15 protein-coding genes are annotated in these 13465 nt (G+C 54.7%); 7 read left to right on the top strand and 8 right to left on the bottom strand.

Annotated features, from left to right (window positions below; genetic code table 11):
- Nucleotides 1–11 precede the first annotated feature (11 nt).
- Nucleotides 12–878 (top strand): phosphoribulokinase, encoded by an 867-nt coding sequence (locus WEB64_RS06150; RefSeq protein ID WP_368060178.1) that lies wholly within the window; start codon nt 12–14, stop codon nt 876–878.
- Nucleotides 879–931: 53 nt separating this feature from the next.
- Here the strand turns inward: WEB64_RS06150 and WEB64_RS06145 are convergent, their stop codons facing one another.
- The 4 genes from WEB64_RS06145 to WEB64_RS06130 all read right to left on the bottom strand — a co-directional run bounded on the left by WEB64_RS06145 (nt 932) and on the right by WEB64_RS06130 (nt 3998).
- Nucleotides 932–1777 (bottom strand): pirin family protein, encoded by an 846-nt coding sequence (locus WEB64_RS06145; RefSeq protein ID WP_368060180.1) that lies wholly within the window; start codon nt 1775–1777, stop codon nt 932–934.
- A 27-nt stretch (nt 1778–1804) separates the two neighbouring features.
- On the bottom strand, nt 1805–2407 hold the full coding sequence (locus WEB64_RS06140) for an FMN-dependent NADH-azoreductase (protein ID WP_368060182.1): 603 nt from the start codon (nt 2405–2407) through the stop codon (nt 1805–1807).
- A 147-nt stretch (nt 2408–2554) separates the two neighbouring features.
- Complete coding sequence (gene speD, locus WEB64_RS06135; RefSeq protein ID WP_368060818.1) at nt 2555–3346, bottom strand: adenosylmethionine decarboxylase; 792 nt, start codon at nt 3344–3346, stop codon at nt 2555–2557.
- Between the two features lie 232 nt (nt 3347–3578).
- Complete coding sequence (locus WEB64_RS06130; protein WP_368060184.1) at nt 3579–3998, bottom strand: OsmC family protein; 420 nt, start codon at nt 3996–3998, stop codon at nt 3579–3581.
- Between the two features lie 315 nt (nt 3999–4313).
- On the opposite strand from WEB64_RS06130, the gene crp reads away from it, so the two are divergent.
- Entirely contained in the window at nt 4314–4955 is a 642-nt protein-coding gene (gene crp, locus WEB64_RS06125) for a cAMP-activated global transcriptional regulator CRP (protein ID WP_368060186.1), read from the top strand.
- Between the two features lie 127 nt (nt 4956–5082).
- Nucleotides 5083–5943: an NAD-dependent protein deacetylase gene (locus WEB64_RS06120; RefSeq protein ID WP_368060819.1), complete on the top strand. Its 861-nt coding sequence runs from the start codon at nt 5083–5085 to the stop codon at nt 5941–5943.
- On the opposite strand, the gene WEB64_RS06115 is transcribed toward WEB64_RS06120, so the two are convergent.
- Entirely contained in the window at nt 5940–7124 is a 1185-nt protein-coding gene (locus tag WEB64_RS06115) for a M24 family metallopeptidase (RefSeq protein ID WP_368060188.1), read from the bottom strand. The two genes, WEB64_RS06120 and WEB64_RS06115, sit on opposite strands and share 4 nt — an antisense overlap.
- Before the next feature lie 132 nt (nt 7125–7256).
- Here WEB64_RS06115 and WEB64_RS06110 point away from each other — a divergent pair, with 132 nt between their 5' ends.
- From WEB64_RS06110 to WEB64_RS06095, 4 genes are all read left to right on the top strand, one after another.
- Nucleotides 7257–8357 (top strand): M14 family zinc carboxypeptidase, encoded by a 1101-nt coding sequence (locus WEB64_RS06110; protein WP_368060190.1) that lies wholly within the window; start codon nt 7257–7259, stop codon nt 8355–8357.
- 2 nt (nt 8358–8359) lie between these two features.
- A complete protein-coding gene (locus WEB64_RS06105; protein WP_368060192.1) occupies nt 8360–9094 on the top strand; it encodes an alpha/beta fold hydrolase in 735 nt (244 codons plus the stop codon).
- Nucleotides 9095–9190: 96 nt separating this feature from the next.
- Nucleotides 9191–9805, top strand: a complete 615-nt coding sequence (locus tag WEB64_RS06100) for a glutathione S-transferase family protein (protein ID WP_368060194.1) — start codon at nt 9191–9193, stop codon at nt 9803–9805.
- An 11-nt stretch (nt 9806–9816) separates the two neighbouring features.
- A complete protein-coding gene (locus WEB64_RS06095) occupies nt 9817–10482 on the top strand; it encodes a glutathione S-transferase family protein (RefSeq protein WP_368060196.1) in 666 nt (221 codons plus the stop codon).
- A gap of 34 nt (nt 10483–10516) precedes the next feature.
- Here the strand turns inward: WEB64_RS06095 and WEB64_RS06090 are convergent, their stop codons facing one another.
- From WEB64_RS06090 to trpD, 3 genes are all read right to left on the bottom strand, one after another.
- Complete coding sequence (locus WEB64_RS06090) at nt 10517–11287, bottom strand: substrate-binding periplasmic protein (protein WP_368060198.1); 771 nt, start codon at nt 11285–11287, stop codon at nt 10517–10519.
- Nucleotides 11288–11405: 118 nt separating this feature from the next.
- The gene (trpC, locus tag WEB64_RS06085; RefSeq protein WP_368060200.1) at nt 11406–12218 is read right to left on the bottom strand and encodes an indole-3-glycerol phosphate synthase TrpC; all 813 of its coding nucleotides are present in this window, start codon (nt 12216–12218) and stop codon (nt 11406–11408) included.
- Between the two features lie 37 nt (nt 12219–12255).
- Nucleotides 12256–13287 (bottom strand): anthranilate phosphoribosyltransferase, encoded by a 1032-nt coding sequence (gene trpD / locus WEB64_RS06080; protein ID WP_368060202.1) that lies wholly within the window; start codon nt 13285–13287, stop codon nt 12256–12258.
- Between the last annotated feature and the right edge of the window lie 178 nt (nt 13288–13465).

Here is a 13465-nt window from a genome sequence, read left to right as displayed (position 1 = left end):
ATCGTCTTACTATGTCCCGACGTCACCCCATCATTGCCGTAACCGGCTCCTCCGGCGCTGGCACCACCACGACTGGCAACAGCTTTAGCCGCATATTTACTGGCGAAGGTATCGATGCGGCGATGGTGGCGGGCGATAGTTTCCATCGCTACACCCGGGATCAGATGACGCGGTTGGCGGCCAAAGGCCAGTTCGGTGAGCGCAATCATTTTGCGCTCGCTGCCAACCATATCGATAAACTGGAAGCGCTGTTTTACGACTACGGTCATTCCGGCAGCGGTCAATTCCGCCGTTACGTCCACGACGAAGACCGCGAACTGATCGCTGAAGGCCATAAGCCCGGGACGTTTACGGCCTGGACACCCCTGCCGCCCGACACAGATCTGCTTTTTTATGAAGGCCTGCATGGCGGTGTAGTGAGCGAAAGCTACAATATTGCCCAGTATGTTGATCTGTTGATTGGCGTGGTCCCTATCGTCAATCTCGAATGGATACAAAAGATCCGGCGGGATACCTATTTCCGCGGTTATTCCCAGGAAGATGTGGTTAAAACCATTATTAATAGAATGGACGATTATGTGCATGACATCGTCCCACAGTTCTCCCACACCCACGTTAATTTCCAGCGTATTCCTCTGGTGGACACCTCCAATCCCTTTGTTGTCCGTGATGTGCCGACGGAAGATGAGAGCCTGATTGTCATCCGGTTTCGTGAGCCGTCCGCAATCGATTTCCCCTATCTGCTAAAGATGATCGGCAATAGCAGCGTGTCCCGGCACGACACCCTTGTTATCCCGGGCCCCAAGCTTTCGCTGGCAATGGATTTGATCATGCGTCCCATGGTAACCGAGTTGATGGCTCAGAAGTCTTTTGCCTGAGACGCAAAAAACCGCCTTTACGGGCAGTTTTTGCGTCTTGCTCAGGGTTCTGATCAGGCGGTAAGTCGCCCGTCACGGTAGTCCTGCAGTGTCTGTTCGATTTCCTGCCGGGTATTCATGACGAACGGCCCGTATTGCACGATAGGTTCACCGATTGGCCTGCCAGCGATCAGCAGCAGTCGGGCGCCTTCAGCGCCAGCCGCCAGCGTGATGCTGTCACCGGAACTCAGAACACTGGCGGAACCGGGACTTAACCGCTGGTCGCCAAGGCTGGCACCACCTTCATACAGGTACAGCATGCCATCGAGTTCCCCAGCCAGAGGCAACTCAAGGCGCCCGTCAGCCTCCAGATGAATGTCGGCATAGACCGGAGCGGTGGTGCCGCCGGTGACTGCGCCACACCGGTTTGTGCCCTCAATATCGAGTTCACCGGCGATCAGTTTGAGCTTGCCGCCGCTAAACGGAATTTCGGGGATGTCCTCCGGTTGAATGTCCCTGTAGCCGGCGTCGGTCATCTTCTCGGCCGCTGGCAGGTTCAGCCACAACTGGAACCCCCGCATGATGCCCTCTTCCTGTTGGGGCATTTCCGAATGGATAATGCCACGACCTGCCGTCATCCACTGCACGCCACCATTCTTCAGGTTTCCCTGATTGCCCAGGTGGTCCTCATGCAACATATGGCCTTCGATCATGTAGGTGACCGTCTCGAATCCACGGTGGGGATGGGACGGAAAACCAGCCAGATAGTCCGCCGCCTGATCCGAGCCGAATTCATCCAGCATCAGGAATGGATCGAGCCGCACTGCCTGGCTCTGGCCAATGGAACGCTTGATCTTCACCCCGGCCCCATCAGAGGTCTCGATAGCGGGAATCACCTGTTTGATTGTGCGTGTGGTCATCGTACACCTCCTGTCCGATTAGGGTGCTTATGCGGTCAATGCATCAATCTTGGTGGATGCCTTGTCAAGCGCAGCGTCCTTCTTGTCATCGCCCATTGCCAAGCCTTCTGCGTAAACAAAACTGACATCCTTAAGACCGAGGAATCCAAGGAACGTTCGGAGGTAGGGAGTCTGGGTGTCGTTCTCGGTACCTGCGTAGATGCCGCCTCTGGCTGCCATAATGAGGACCGGACGGTCTTCCAGTAATCCTTCTGGGCCTTGATCAGTATAGCGGAAGGTCACTCCGGACCGCGCGATGTGGTCGAAGTAGGCTTTCAGCGTTGACGGAATTCCAAAGTTGTACATGGGGACCCCAAGAATAACGGCATCCGCTCCAACAATTTCTGAAATCAGCTCATCTGAATAGGCGATGACCTGATTCTCCAGGTCAGAACGATCACTCGCAGACGTGGTGAAAGCGCCAAATCTTTCAGCATCAATATGAGGTACAGGGTGCTTGGAAAGGTCGCGATAGATAACCGCAGCCGTTGGATGCTGGGCCTTGAGGTTGCTGATTGTTTTTTCGACCAACTGAGAAGACTGGCCGGTTTGACCAAAAATACTGGTGGTGATAACAAGGATATTTTTCATGATCAGTTGTCTCCAGACCTGTGGATTCAGGGTATGGAGTTATTTAACGCCGATCAGTAAGAATATGAAAACGGAGAAATCTGGAAAGACTGTTCAAAAAAACTGACTAACCGGCGGGTCATGGAGTGACCCGCCGGTCAGAATGGCTTATTCGACGTTTCTGGAGTAGAAAATTTCCAGCATTTCCCGTTTGAGGCGTTGTTCGATAGAGTCAGCTTCGCCCGGGTCGAGGTCGCCAGCATTGACTCCGAATACGTAGTTATCAAGCTTGAAGTTCTTCAGCATCATCTTGGTGTGAAACATATTTTCCTGGTAAACGTTGACGTCGATCATCTGATACGCATTCTGGGTATCCTCGGTCAGATAATTCTGGATCGAGTTGATGTCGTGATCGATATAATGCTTGGTGCCGTCAACGTCACGGGTGAAGCCGCGAACCCGGTAATCTACCGTCACCACGTCTGAGTCAAAGCTGTGAATCAGGTAGTTCAGTACTTTCAATGGCGAGATCAGGCCGCAAGTGGAGACGTCGATGTCCGCCCGAAAGGTGCTGATGCCTTCGTAAGGATGGCTTTCCGGGTAGGTATGAACCGTCACGTGGCTCTTGTCCAGGTGAGCAACGATGGCGTCCGGCAGCGGACCCGGGGATTCTTCGTTGTCCGGTTCGCCATTGGTCAGTTCATGCTCTGCAATCAGCATCGTTACCGATGCGCCATGAGGCTCGTAATCCTGACGGGCAACGTTGAGAATGTTGGCGCCGATAATTTTGACAACATCGGACAGAATCTGGGTCAGTCGCTCGGCGTTGTACATCTCATCAATGTAGTCAATGTAGGCTTCGGTCTGCTCTTCGGTCTGGGCGAAACAGATGTCATAGATATTGAAGCTAAGTGACTTGGTGAGGTTGTTAAACCCGTGTAATTGAAGCTTTGATTCCATGTTCAGCCCCCAGCTCTGGAGTTGAATGAGTGTGGTCATGCCTGCTCGAACATGCCAGCGATTGTATGGCACTGAGGCCGCCACCGAGAACTGAACGGGCTGGTCACCATTTGCACAGACCGGCGGAAGAGGGTGCGTATTATGCACACCCTTTACGGCATTGAATAGCGTTTTGAAGACATTTTAGCTGGCACTGGCAAGGCTGCGGTTTCCGCCTGTCAGCGTTGGGGTGTCACGCTTCCCGAATTTCGTAGCTGTGGCTGATGGCGACCCCGGCTTTCTCAAGCATGATCGAAGCCGAACAGTATTTCTCGGCCGAGAGGGCGACGGCCCGCTTAACCAGGTTTTCCTTGAGCTGGTGTCCGGTAACAACGAAATGCAGATGAATGCGGGTAAACACGGCGGGTACTTCGTCAGCCCGTTCTGCTTCGAGTTCCGCGCGACAGTCGGTGACATCCTGACGGCTCTTCTGAAGAATGCTCATAACATCGAAAGACGAGCAGCCACCAAGCCCCATCAAGAGCATTTCCATGGGCCGGGGGCCCAGATCGCGACCGCCATGATCCGGCGGTCCATCCATCTGCACGGTATGGCCGCTGCCGCTGGTGGCCTTGAAGCTGGCTTCTCCCGCCCAGTTGATGGTTGCTTTCATGGCATTCCTCCAATGAGTTGAATGTAAATGCTAGCACATCACTGCTTATTCCTTCACTGCCTCGGCGGCCTGGAAAGGCGCAGACGCAAAAATGCGAGACTGTTCTATACTTGCTTGGGGTCGCGTCCCGGTTGCTGAAACCGGGCCATCTTGATATAAGGTTCGACCTTAGTCGTAGGCAGGCGTCGGTCAGGGTGCATCCAATGACCCGTGTCTGCATTGTAGGAGCGACAACAACACAAGAAGCCCATATGGAAAGCAGGGACATCAAAATAACATCGGCATTCGCCAGTTAAAGGAGGCACGATTCGCATTATGGCCACTATCGTCAGACCGGTTGAGCAAAAGACAAAACATCTCGATTACTTCCTTTCACAGTGCCATCGCAGACGTTACCCCGCCAAAAGCACTATTATTTACGCTGGTGACAAAAGCGATTCACTTTTCCACATCGTCAAAGGGTCCGTTACCGTCATTATTGAAGATGATGATGGCCGCGAGATGATCATGGCCTACCTTAATGCCGGTGACTTTTTCGGCGAGATGGGCCTGTTTGATAACATGGACTCCCGAAGCGCTTGGGTGAAAGCGAAGAGCGAATGTGAAGTCGCTGAGATCAGCTACACCAAGTTTCGTGAGATTGCGCAGCAAGACCCCAGGGTGCTTTATTTTATTGGCGAGCAAATGGCCACCCGGCTGCGCCAGACCACCCGCAAGGTTGGCGATCTGGCGTTTCTGGATGTCACCGGACGGGTAGCGAGAACCCTGCTGGACCTCTGCAAAGAGCCGGACGCGATGACGCACCCGGATGGCATGCAGATAAAAATTACCCGTCAGGAGATTGGACGTATTGTCGGCTGCTCCCGGGAAATGGTCGGTCGGGTGCTGAAAACCCTGGAAGAACAGGGATTAGTACAGGTAAAAGGCAAGACCATGGTGGTGTACGGCACCCGTTGAACGCCATAATTTAATCGGCAGCACCCTTGGTATGGTGTCGTCCAGCCACTAAAGTGGAGGCTTGAATCAGGCTTTCCAACAGGTTGGACCCATGGCCCAGAATGAGCAAGCTCCCCGATCCTTCACCATGCCGTTGGCGGATCGGCCTGTGATCTCCCACAGCCCCGCGGAAGCGGGCGCTCAGTTGGCAGCCTTTATCGCGCGAAATCCGAACCTGATGGTTCTGACCGGAGCTGGCGTCAGCACTGATTCGGGTATTCCCGATTACCGGGACGGTGACGGTGCCTGGAAGCGCAAGCAACCGGTTCAGCATCAGGATTTTATGACGTCGAGGACGACTCGTCAGCGCTACTGGGGGCGCAGCCTTATCGGCTGGCCGGTTATTCGTAATGCCCACCCCAACCCGGCACATTTCCATATTGCGGAGTTGGAACGCAGGACCATCAGCGCTTTGGTGGTCACCCAGAATGTTGATCGACTACACCAGCGTGCCGGTACACAAGCAGTTGTGGACCTTCACGGGCGTGCGGATGAAGTGATCTGCATGGCCTGTGGCTACCGATGCGACAGAGACGAAGTGCATGAGCGCTGCCATGATATGAACCCGGCCTTCCATCGTTACCATGCCAGTGCTGCGCCAGATGGTGATGCCGACCTCGAGATCGATTTCAGCAGGTTCGAGCTTGCCAACTGTCCCTGTTGCAACGGTATCCTCAAGCCGGATGTGGTGTTCTTCGGGGACAACGTGCCCAGGCAGCGGGTGAACTCAACCCTGGATGCTCTCCGCAAGAGTGATGGTCTTCTGGTTATTGGCTCTTCGCTCATGGTGTATTCCGGCTTCCGGTTCTGCCGCCATGCCCATGAATGGGGAAAGCCGATTGCCACCCTCAACCTTGGCCGGACGCGGGCAGACAGTCTGGTGGATATCAAGCTCAGCGCCCGTATTGCGGAGACGCTGGAAGTAGCGTTGGCACATATGGGTCGCTAACCGGATGTCTGCAACTGCCAGTCATTGTTGGTGAGCGCCCGACCGCCCTGCTCGGTGACCTGGACGGTATCGCTGATACCAATGCCCCAAAGCCCGGGTAAACGCAGGCAGAGCGGCAGGTGAAACACCATGTTGCTCTGGAACGGTTCGTGCTGGTTACGCGCGATGTAGCCGGTGCCTTCAACCCAGCTTGGTGGAAACTGGGCGCCCACGGCATAGCCAAATACGCCAGAGAAAAAAACCGTTTCGTGCCATGGAGCGAGCACTTGTTCAGCGGCAATAGCGGCGTCATGAAAGGTTTTCCCTGGCCGCATATTGGTTATAAGAGTTTCATAGAGCGCCAGGCAGACATCCCGGATCTGCTGCATTCGAGCGGTGGCCTGACCGACAACGGCGGTGCACATCATCGGTGCGGTGTAGCGAAGATAGGCCGAACCGAATTCCAGAAACACCGGATCTCCCGGCGCAATAATATTTCTGCGGTGGTTGGTATGAATCACACTGATGCGCTTGCCACTGGTAACAATAGGTTGAAGGCTCATGAATTCACTGCCCTCAGCCAACAAAGCCCGTGCGCCTTCGGCAGCGACGTCATTGTCACTGAGCCCGGGCCGGATTATTCGGAGTGCCGCCTGCATACCTGCAGAAGTAATCCGGGCGCTCGCTTCCAGACACTTCAGCTCCGCCTCGGTTTTCACAATGCGAAGACGGTCCAGAATGGCACCGCCGTCCCGGAAGCGATGAGCTCCTAAACGGTCCTGCAACTGACTGATGACACCATGGCGCAGGGTGGGGCTCCAAGTGTCGAGGCCAATGGCTTCGAAGCCAGCCAAAAGCTCGCACAAGGGAACAATAACCTCAGCGATGCTCTCCCAGCGGTAACCCAATATGTCATCTGCAACAGCGGTGACAACGGCGGGGCCAGTTTCAATGGATGGCACCTGAAGAATTGCCTCCTTTGTCGAGAAAACCAGACAGGTATGCACGGAGACTTCGAAGGTGTTGTAGCCGGTCAGGTAGTAAATATCCGATGGATCGGTGATCAGCAGAACATCCAGGCCTTCTTTCACCATAGCCTGACGGGTGCGCTGGCAACGGTCGGAAAATTCGGATTCGGGGAACGCCAGTTCGGAGGCTTTCAGGGTTGCACTGAGCTCAAATCGATAGGCTTTGTGGTCCATGGTTGGCTTCCGTCAAAGGGGTGTCGTTTAAGGAGCCTCTGATTAACTCCTGAATCAGAAGCTCCTTAAGTGTAGCAAACCTGTAGCACTTGCCCGCTAACGTAAAGGGTTGCCATGTTCCTGGAGCCTACTATGACTGAACTTCGCGCGCTGACACCCCACTCTGCCATTGCGGCGTCGCAGGTCAAGCGGAAAAGCCGGCAGCGCCGTTTACTCCGTACCTTTTTGCCGGAGCTGGTTAACCTGGAGCGGATTCTGGCGGAGTCGCCCGCTTCTGTGACCACCCAGGTGATCGAGCAGGTAACGCTGAAGGAGTTGTCCGTGCCGATTTACCGGGTGGATATTGGCAGCGACTCACCCGATGTTCCGGTGCTGTTACTGGTCGGAGGCGTGCATGGGCTAGAGCGCATTGGCACTCAGGTGGTGGTCTCCTGGTTGCAGAACCTGCTGGCTCGTATGGCCTGGGACCAGCACCTGCGGGTATTGCTCGACAAGGTTCATATTACTTTGTTGCCGATTCTCAACCCTGGCGGCATGTACCTCAACCAGCGCAGCAATCCTAACGGTGTCGATCTGATGCGTAACTCACCGATTGCGGCTCAGGGCCAGAGTACGTTTATGCTTGGGGGGCAACGATTGTCTTCGAGATTACCCTGGTACACGGGTGAACCGGAGCAGGGCATGGAACCCGAAAACCGGGCCCTGGAGGCGGTGATCCAGCAATTACTGCCGGGTCGGCCGTTCAGCGTGTCACTTGATTGTCATTCCGGTTTCGGCTGGCATGACCAGATATGGTTTCCCTATGCCTATCGCAAACGGCCGATGCGCCGAATAGCATCGGTGATGGCGCTCAAACTGATCTGGGAGCAGGCTTATCCTGACCACTCTTACGTGTTTGAGCCCCAGTCCTTTCATTACCTGACCCACGGCGACCTTTGGGATCACTTCTACAAACAGGTCAATCGGGCAGGGGAAGGCATCTTTATACCACTGACCCTGGAAATGGGGTCCTGGCGCTGGATCAAGAAACGGCCGAGGCAATTATTACGGCTTGATGGCTTGTTCAATCCCCAGGCGCCTCACCGTCATCAGCGGGTATTGCGGAGTCATCTCAGCTTCATCGACTTCCTGATGAATGCGGCTGCAAGCCACGAAAGCTGGTTGCCGACACCGGATCAGGAGTCCATGCTGAGAGAGGCTGCCATTATGCATTGGTATCGGGAGAATAACTGATCATGCACTGGATTCTGTTACGGGGCCTTGCTCGGGAACAGACTCATTGGGGTGGACTCTTGAGTGCCCTGCGCGACGCGTTACCCGAGCATCATTTTCACCCGATTGATCTGCCAGGCACCGGAGTTCGGTTCAAGGACCGCAGCCCCTGCACCATTGCTGAGATCCGCCAGCAGGTCAATCAACAGGTCAGCCATATTCCCGGTCCCTATGGGGTGATTGCGCTGTCAATGGGCGGTATGGTGGCGCTTGACTGGGCTCAGCACGCAGTTAATGGCGAAATTCAACGACTGGTTCTGATCAACACCAGTTGCGGCTTCAGTCCACCTTGGTATCGAATGAAGCCAGCATCATTACCCCGGTTGTTCAGTCTGCTCGGGCGCCGTGAACTATTTGAGCGTGAGGCGGGTATTCTGGCGCTGACATCCAATCAGCCGGTCGCTACTGCAACCGTCAAACGCTGGTACAGCATCCAGCGTCAACGGCCTGTCAGCTGGCAAACCGCCCTACGTCAGATTGCGGCTGCGGCTCGCTTCAAACCCTCAGCAAAGCGCCCGATCGGGAGCGCTCTGGTGCTGGCAAGCGAGGGCGACCGAATTGTTGATTGGCGGTGTAGCAGAGAGTTCGAGCGTCGCTGGCAGTGGCCCCTCCAGGTGCACCCCAGCGCTGGCCACGACCTGCCGCTGGATGCTCCGGACTGGGTAATCTCCCGCATCGTGGATTATCTGCGTTGCTGACGCTGCCCGGTTAAATATCCTTGACGACCGGTCGGAGGGACGGCAGTCTTTGAGGGGAGTATTGCCTAGGCACCTAACGATCATGAGGTTAAAACAATGAAAATATACGAAACCAAAACTGCCCCGAATCCACGCCGTGTAAGAATGTTCATGGAGGAGAAGGGCCTGCTCGACAAAGCTGAGTTTGTTCAGATTGACCTGGTGACAGGCGAGAATCTGACACCGGAGTACGCGGCTCGCAATCCGATGAAAAAAGTTCCGGTGATGGAGCTGGACGACGGCACCTGTATTGCTGAGACGATGGCCATCTGCCGCTATTTTGAGGAAAGTTACCCCGAACGGCCTCTGCTGGGTAACTCAGCGCTGCAAAAAGCCCACATTGAACAATGGCTACGCTGGATTGAATACTATTTTTTTATGCCTACCGGCATGTGTTTCCAGCACACCAGCGGTTACTTCAAGGACCGGATGACGCCCGTTAAAGAATGGGGCGAAGAATGCCGGTTGACGATTGAAAAGTTTTTCCATTTTCTTGACAAGGAACTGGCAGACCGCGAATACATTTGCGGGGATGAGTTCACCGCCGCAGACATCAATGCCTTTACGACCATCGAGTTCAATAAGGTAAACAGTATCCGAATCAAACCTGAGCAAGTGAACCTCCAGGCTTGGTATGAACGTATCAAGGCCCGTCCGTCTGCGCGGGTATAGGACGTATTATCATGATCGATGTCTACACCTCACCAACCCCCAACGGCCATAAGGTCACCGTTACGCTCGACGAGATGGGGGTTGAGTACAACCTGATCCCGGTTGACCTCTCAAAGGACGAGCAGAAAACGCCAGCGTTTCTGGCGATGAACCCCAATGGCCGGATTCCCGTTATCGTTGATCGGGACAACGACGATTTTGTGGTGTTTGAGTCCGGTGCCATCATGGTTTATCTCGCTGAGAAGTATGGCAAGTTCTATCCTCAGGACCCAAAAGTCCGTTCTCGAGTGCTGCAGTGGCTTATGTTTCAGATGGGTGGGGTGGGGCCGATGATGGGCCAGGCTAACGTGTTCTATCGTTACTTTCCTGAAAAAATCCAACCGGCCATAGACCGTTATCAGAAAGAATGTCGGCGACTGTTTGAGGTGTTGGATAACCGCCTGGCGGAGTCGCGCTACCTGGCCGGTGAGGAGATAACCATTGCGGATTTTGCCAACTGGTGCTGGGTTCGCACTCATAATTGGTCAGGGACTTCGGTAGAAGGCCTGGAATATCTCAACCGCTGGCTGAACGAGCTCTATGACCGGCCAGGCTGTCAGAGTGGTATCGTCAGGCCACCCCGGCTCAAAGACCCGGACGAGCTGATCAAGCATGCGCAGAACATGGTTACGCGCTGAGGCCGTTGTTTGAAAGTTTGTTGGACGAGGGCGGCTATAAGTCGTTGAGGTAGGAATCCACTATCTGGGAGTAAGAGCCGTCTTCTTTCATTTTTTTCAACGCTTCACTGAAACGCTTTACAAACTCCGGTGATACGGTTTTGCGAGAGAAGGCTGCAAACGTGGGCGATATGGAGACGACCAGCGGTTGATCGGTGCCTTCCTCAAGCACGATATGAACGTCGTCCCCGAAGTCCAGCTGACGGATGTAATAGCGGGTTGGCAACAGATCACCGATAAACAGGTCGATCCGTTTGGCCACCAGCTTTTCAAGGTTTTTTTCAATAGTCAGGGTGGTCTCTACCGACCGAAAACGGTCATTGGTGACCTTGGTGTGAAAGCGTTCACCATAGAAGTATCCGAGCTGGTTCCCCAGTGAGAAGTGTTCGATGCCCGAAAGGTCCTTCGGCAATGACATAGGTATTGACGAGAACAGAACAAAGGTTTCGTTGATCAGAGCTTCGTCCGGAAAAATGCCCCAGGCTTCGCGTTCATCCGACCGGCCGGTATTAATGGCGATGTCCGCCTGGCCCTCTGCAACTTCATACAACGCGCGCTTCCACGGGCGGATTTCAATCTGTGCGGCGTGGCCCGTGCGACGAAGGGCTTCACGGGTCAGGTCTACTGCCACTCCGGTTACTTCGCCATCGAGCATGTACTCAAGTGGAGGATTTTCAAGTGTTCTGACCTGAAGCGGCGCGGCGCTCAGAAAACCAGAGATCAATGCAAAGCTGAATACGGCAGCCAAATAAATAACATACTTCATGATGCAGGCGTTTCCTTGAGGAGCATCAAAGCTCACCACGCAAGTATATCGAGACTAATCTGGCTATAAAGTGTTCAAGCGTAAACAATGGTTAAAGTAGGAAACCTACATAACCCGCTCAGAAAAACAGCTCCCGCAATTTGGAACCCGGTTCTTCTGCCCGCATAAACGATTCCCCCACCAGAAATCCGAAGATCCCACGCTCCGTCATGGCATCCACATCAGCCCGCGTGAGGATGCCGCTTTCCGTGATCGTCAAGCGATCGGAAGCAATGTGATGGTGAAGTTCAAAAGTGGTGTCCAGGGATACGTCAAAGCTATGAAGGTTGCGGTTATTGATGCCGACCATGGGTGTTTTCAGGGTAAGGGCATCTTCCAGCTCTTCGGCGTTATGCACCTCCACCAGCACGTCCAGGCCGGTTTCATGAGCGATACCTTCCAGGTCCTGCATCTGGTGGCGGCTCAGGCAGGCGGCGATCAGCAGAATGCAGTCGGCGCCGATATCGCGGCTTTCGTAGACCTGATACGGCGCTACCATAAAGTCCTTGCGGATGACCGGAAGTTTACAGGCATTGCGGGCGCTGACCAGAAAGTCTTCATGGCCCTGGAAGAAATCCTGGTCGGTCAGTACTGACAGACAGGTGGCTCCGCCTTGGGCATAACTTTTTGCGATGGCAGGTGGATCAAACGGATCGCGCAGCACGCCTTTGCTGGGAGAGGCTTTCTTGATTTCCGCAATGACCGCTGGCTGTTGCAGTTCAATACGGTGGCGCATCGCCGCTTCAAAACCCCGGGCTGGCGGTTGATCACCAGCCCTGATCCGAAGATCCTCGGTAGATAACGAGCGCTTGCGAATCTCTATTTCTTCCCACTTGCGGGCGACAATCTTGCGCAGGATTGTTGGTGTTCTGTCATTGTCTCGATGGGTCATAGAGGTTGTTCGCCAAGGTCGTTAAAGGGAGCTGTGCTTAATCAAAACAGTGGGAAAAATCGGCCAGTTCTGACATCTTGCCGGCGGCCAGGCCGCTGCCGATGGCATCCTGTGCCATATCCACACCGTGTGCCAGTGAGTCTGCCAGGCCCGCAATATAAATGGCTGCACCGGCATTGAGCGCGATCAGATCCCGGGCTTTCTCTGCCATATCGTCGTGGCCACGACCAAAGGCGGCGTGAATCAGCTTGAGGGACTCTTCTACGGTATCCACGCTCAGCCCCACAAGCGACTGGCTATCCACGCCCAACTGTTCCGGGGTAATGTCGTACTCGTGGATTTCGCCGTCTTTGAGTTCGGCCACGTGAGTGGCGCTGGCCAGGCTGATTTCGTCCAGCCCGTCTCTGGAGTGCACGACCATAATATGTTCGCTGCCCAGGCGTTGCAGTACCTGCGCCATCGGCAGGCATAATTCCCGACTGAAGACGCCGATAAGCTGGCGCTTCACCCCGGCAGGGTTGGTCATCGGACCAAGGATATTGAAAATCGTGCGAATGCCCAGTTCCTTTCTTGGTCCTATGGCGTTTTTCATGGCGCCGTGGTGGGCGGGCGCAAACATGAAGCCGACGCCGATCTGCTCAACGCAGCGAGCTACCTGCTCCGGTGTGATAGCGATATTGATGCCAGCTTTTTCGAGCAAGTCGGCACTGCCGCTTTTGGAGGAAACGGCCCGGTTGCCGTGCTTGGCAACAAAACCACCCGCTGCCGCGACCACGAACGCCGAGGCAGAAGAAACGTTAAACAAATTGGCGCCATCACCCCCGGTGCCGACGATGTCCACCAGAGGTTCAGCCTTGATCGATACGTTGGTGGCCAGCTCCCGCATGACTTCGGTGGCACCGGTGATCTCGTCTATGGTCTCGCTTTTCAGGCGCAGCCCCATCAGGAACCCGCCAATTTGGGCATCGGTCGCCTCACCACTCATCACGATTCCCATGACCTGTTTCATCTCCTCACGGGAGAGGTCGAGATTGGAAGCGATTCGGTTCAGAGCTTCTTTCATGTCCATTTGAATGGCCTCTTGGCTTGGTGTTCTTGTAGATTAAACTTACGAACTGGTTCAGACCAGTGCCTAATGAGAGCGATGCCGGGGTTGGTTTTCCCAAACCGTGCGTAGCCATGGATGGCGGAGCCCGAGCCCTACAGGGATGATGGGATGAACACCTCTTGTTGAGATCGGCGTCAAG

This window comes from Marinobacter sp., from assembly GCF_040882185.1.
Classification (GTDB): Bacteria; Pseudomonadota; Gammaproteobacteria; order Pseudomonadales; family Oleiphilaceae; genus Marinobacter.
This window is presented reverse-complemented; position numbering and strand designations above follow the sequence as displayed.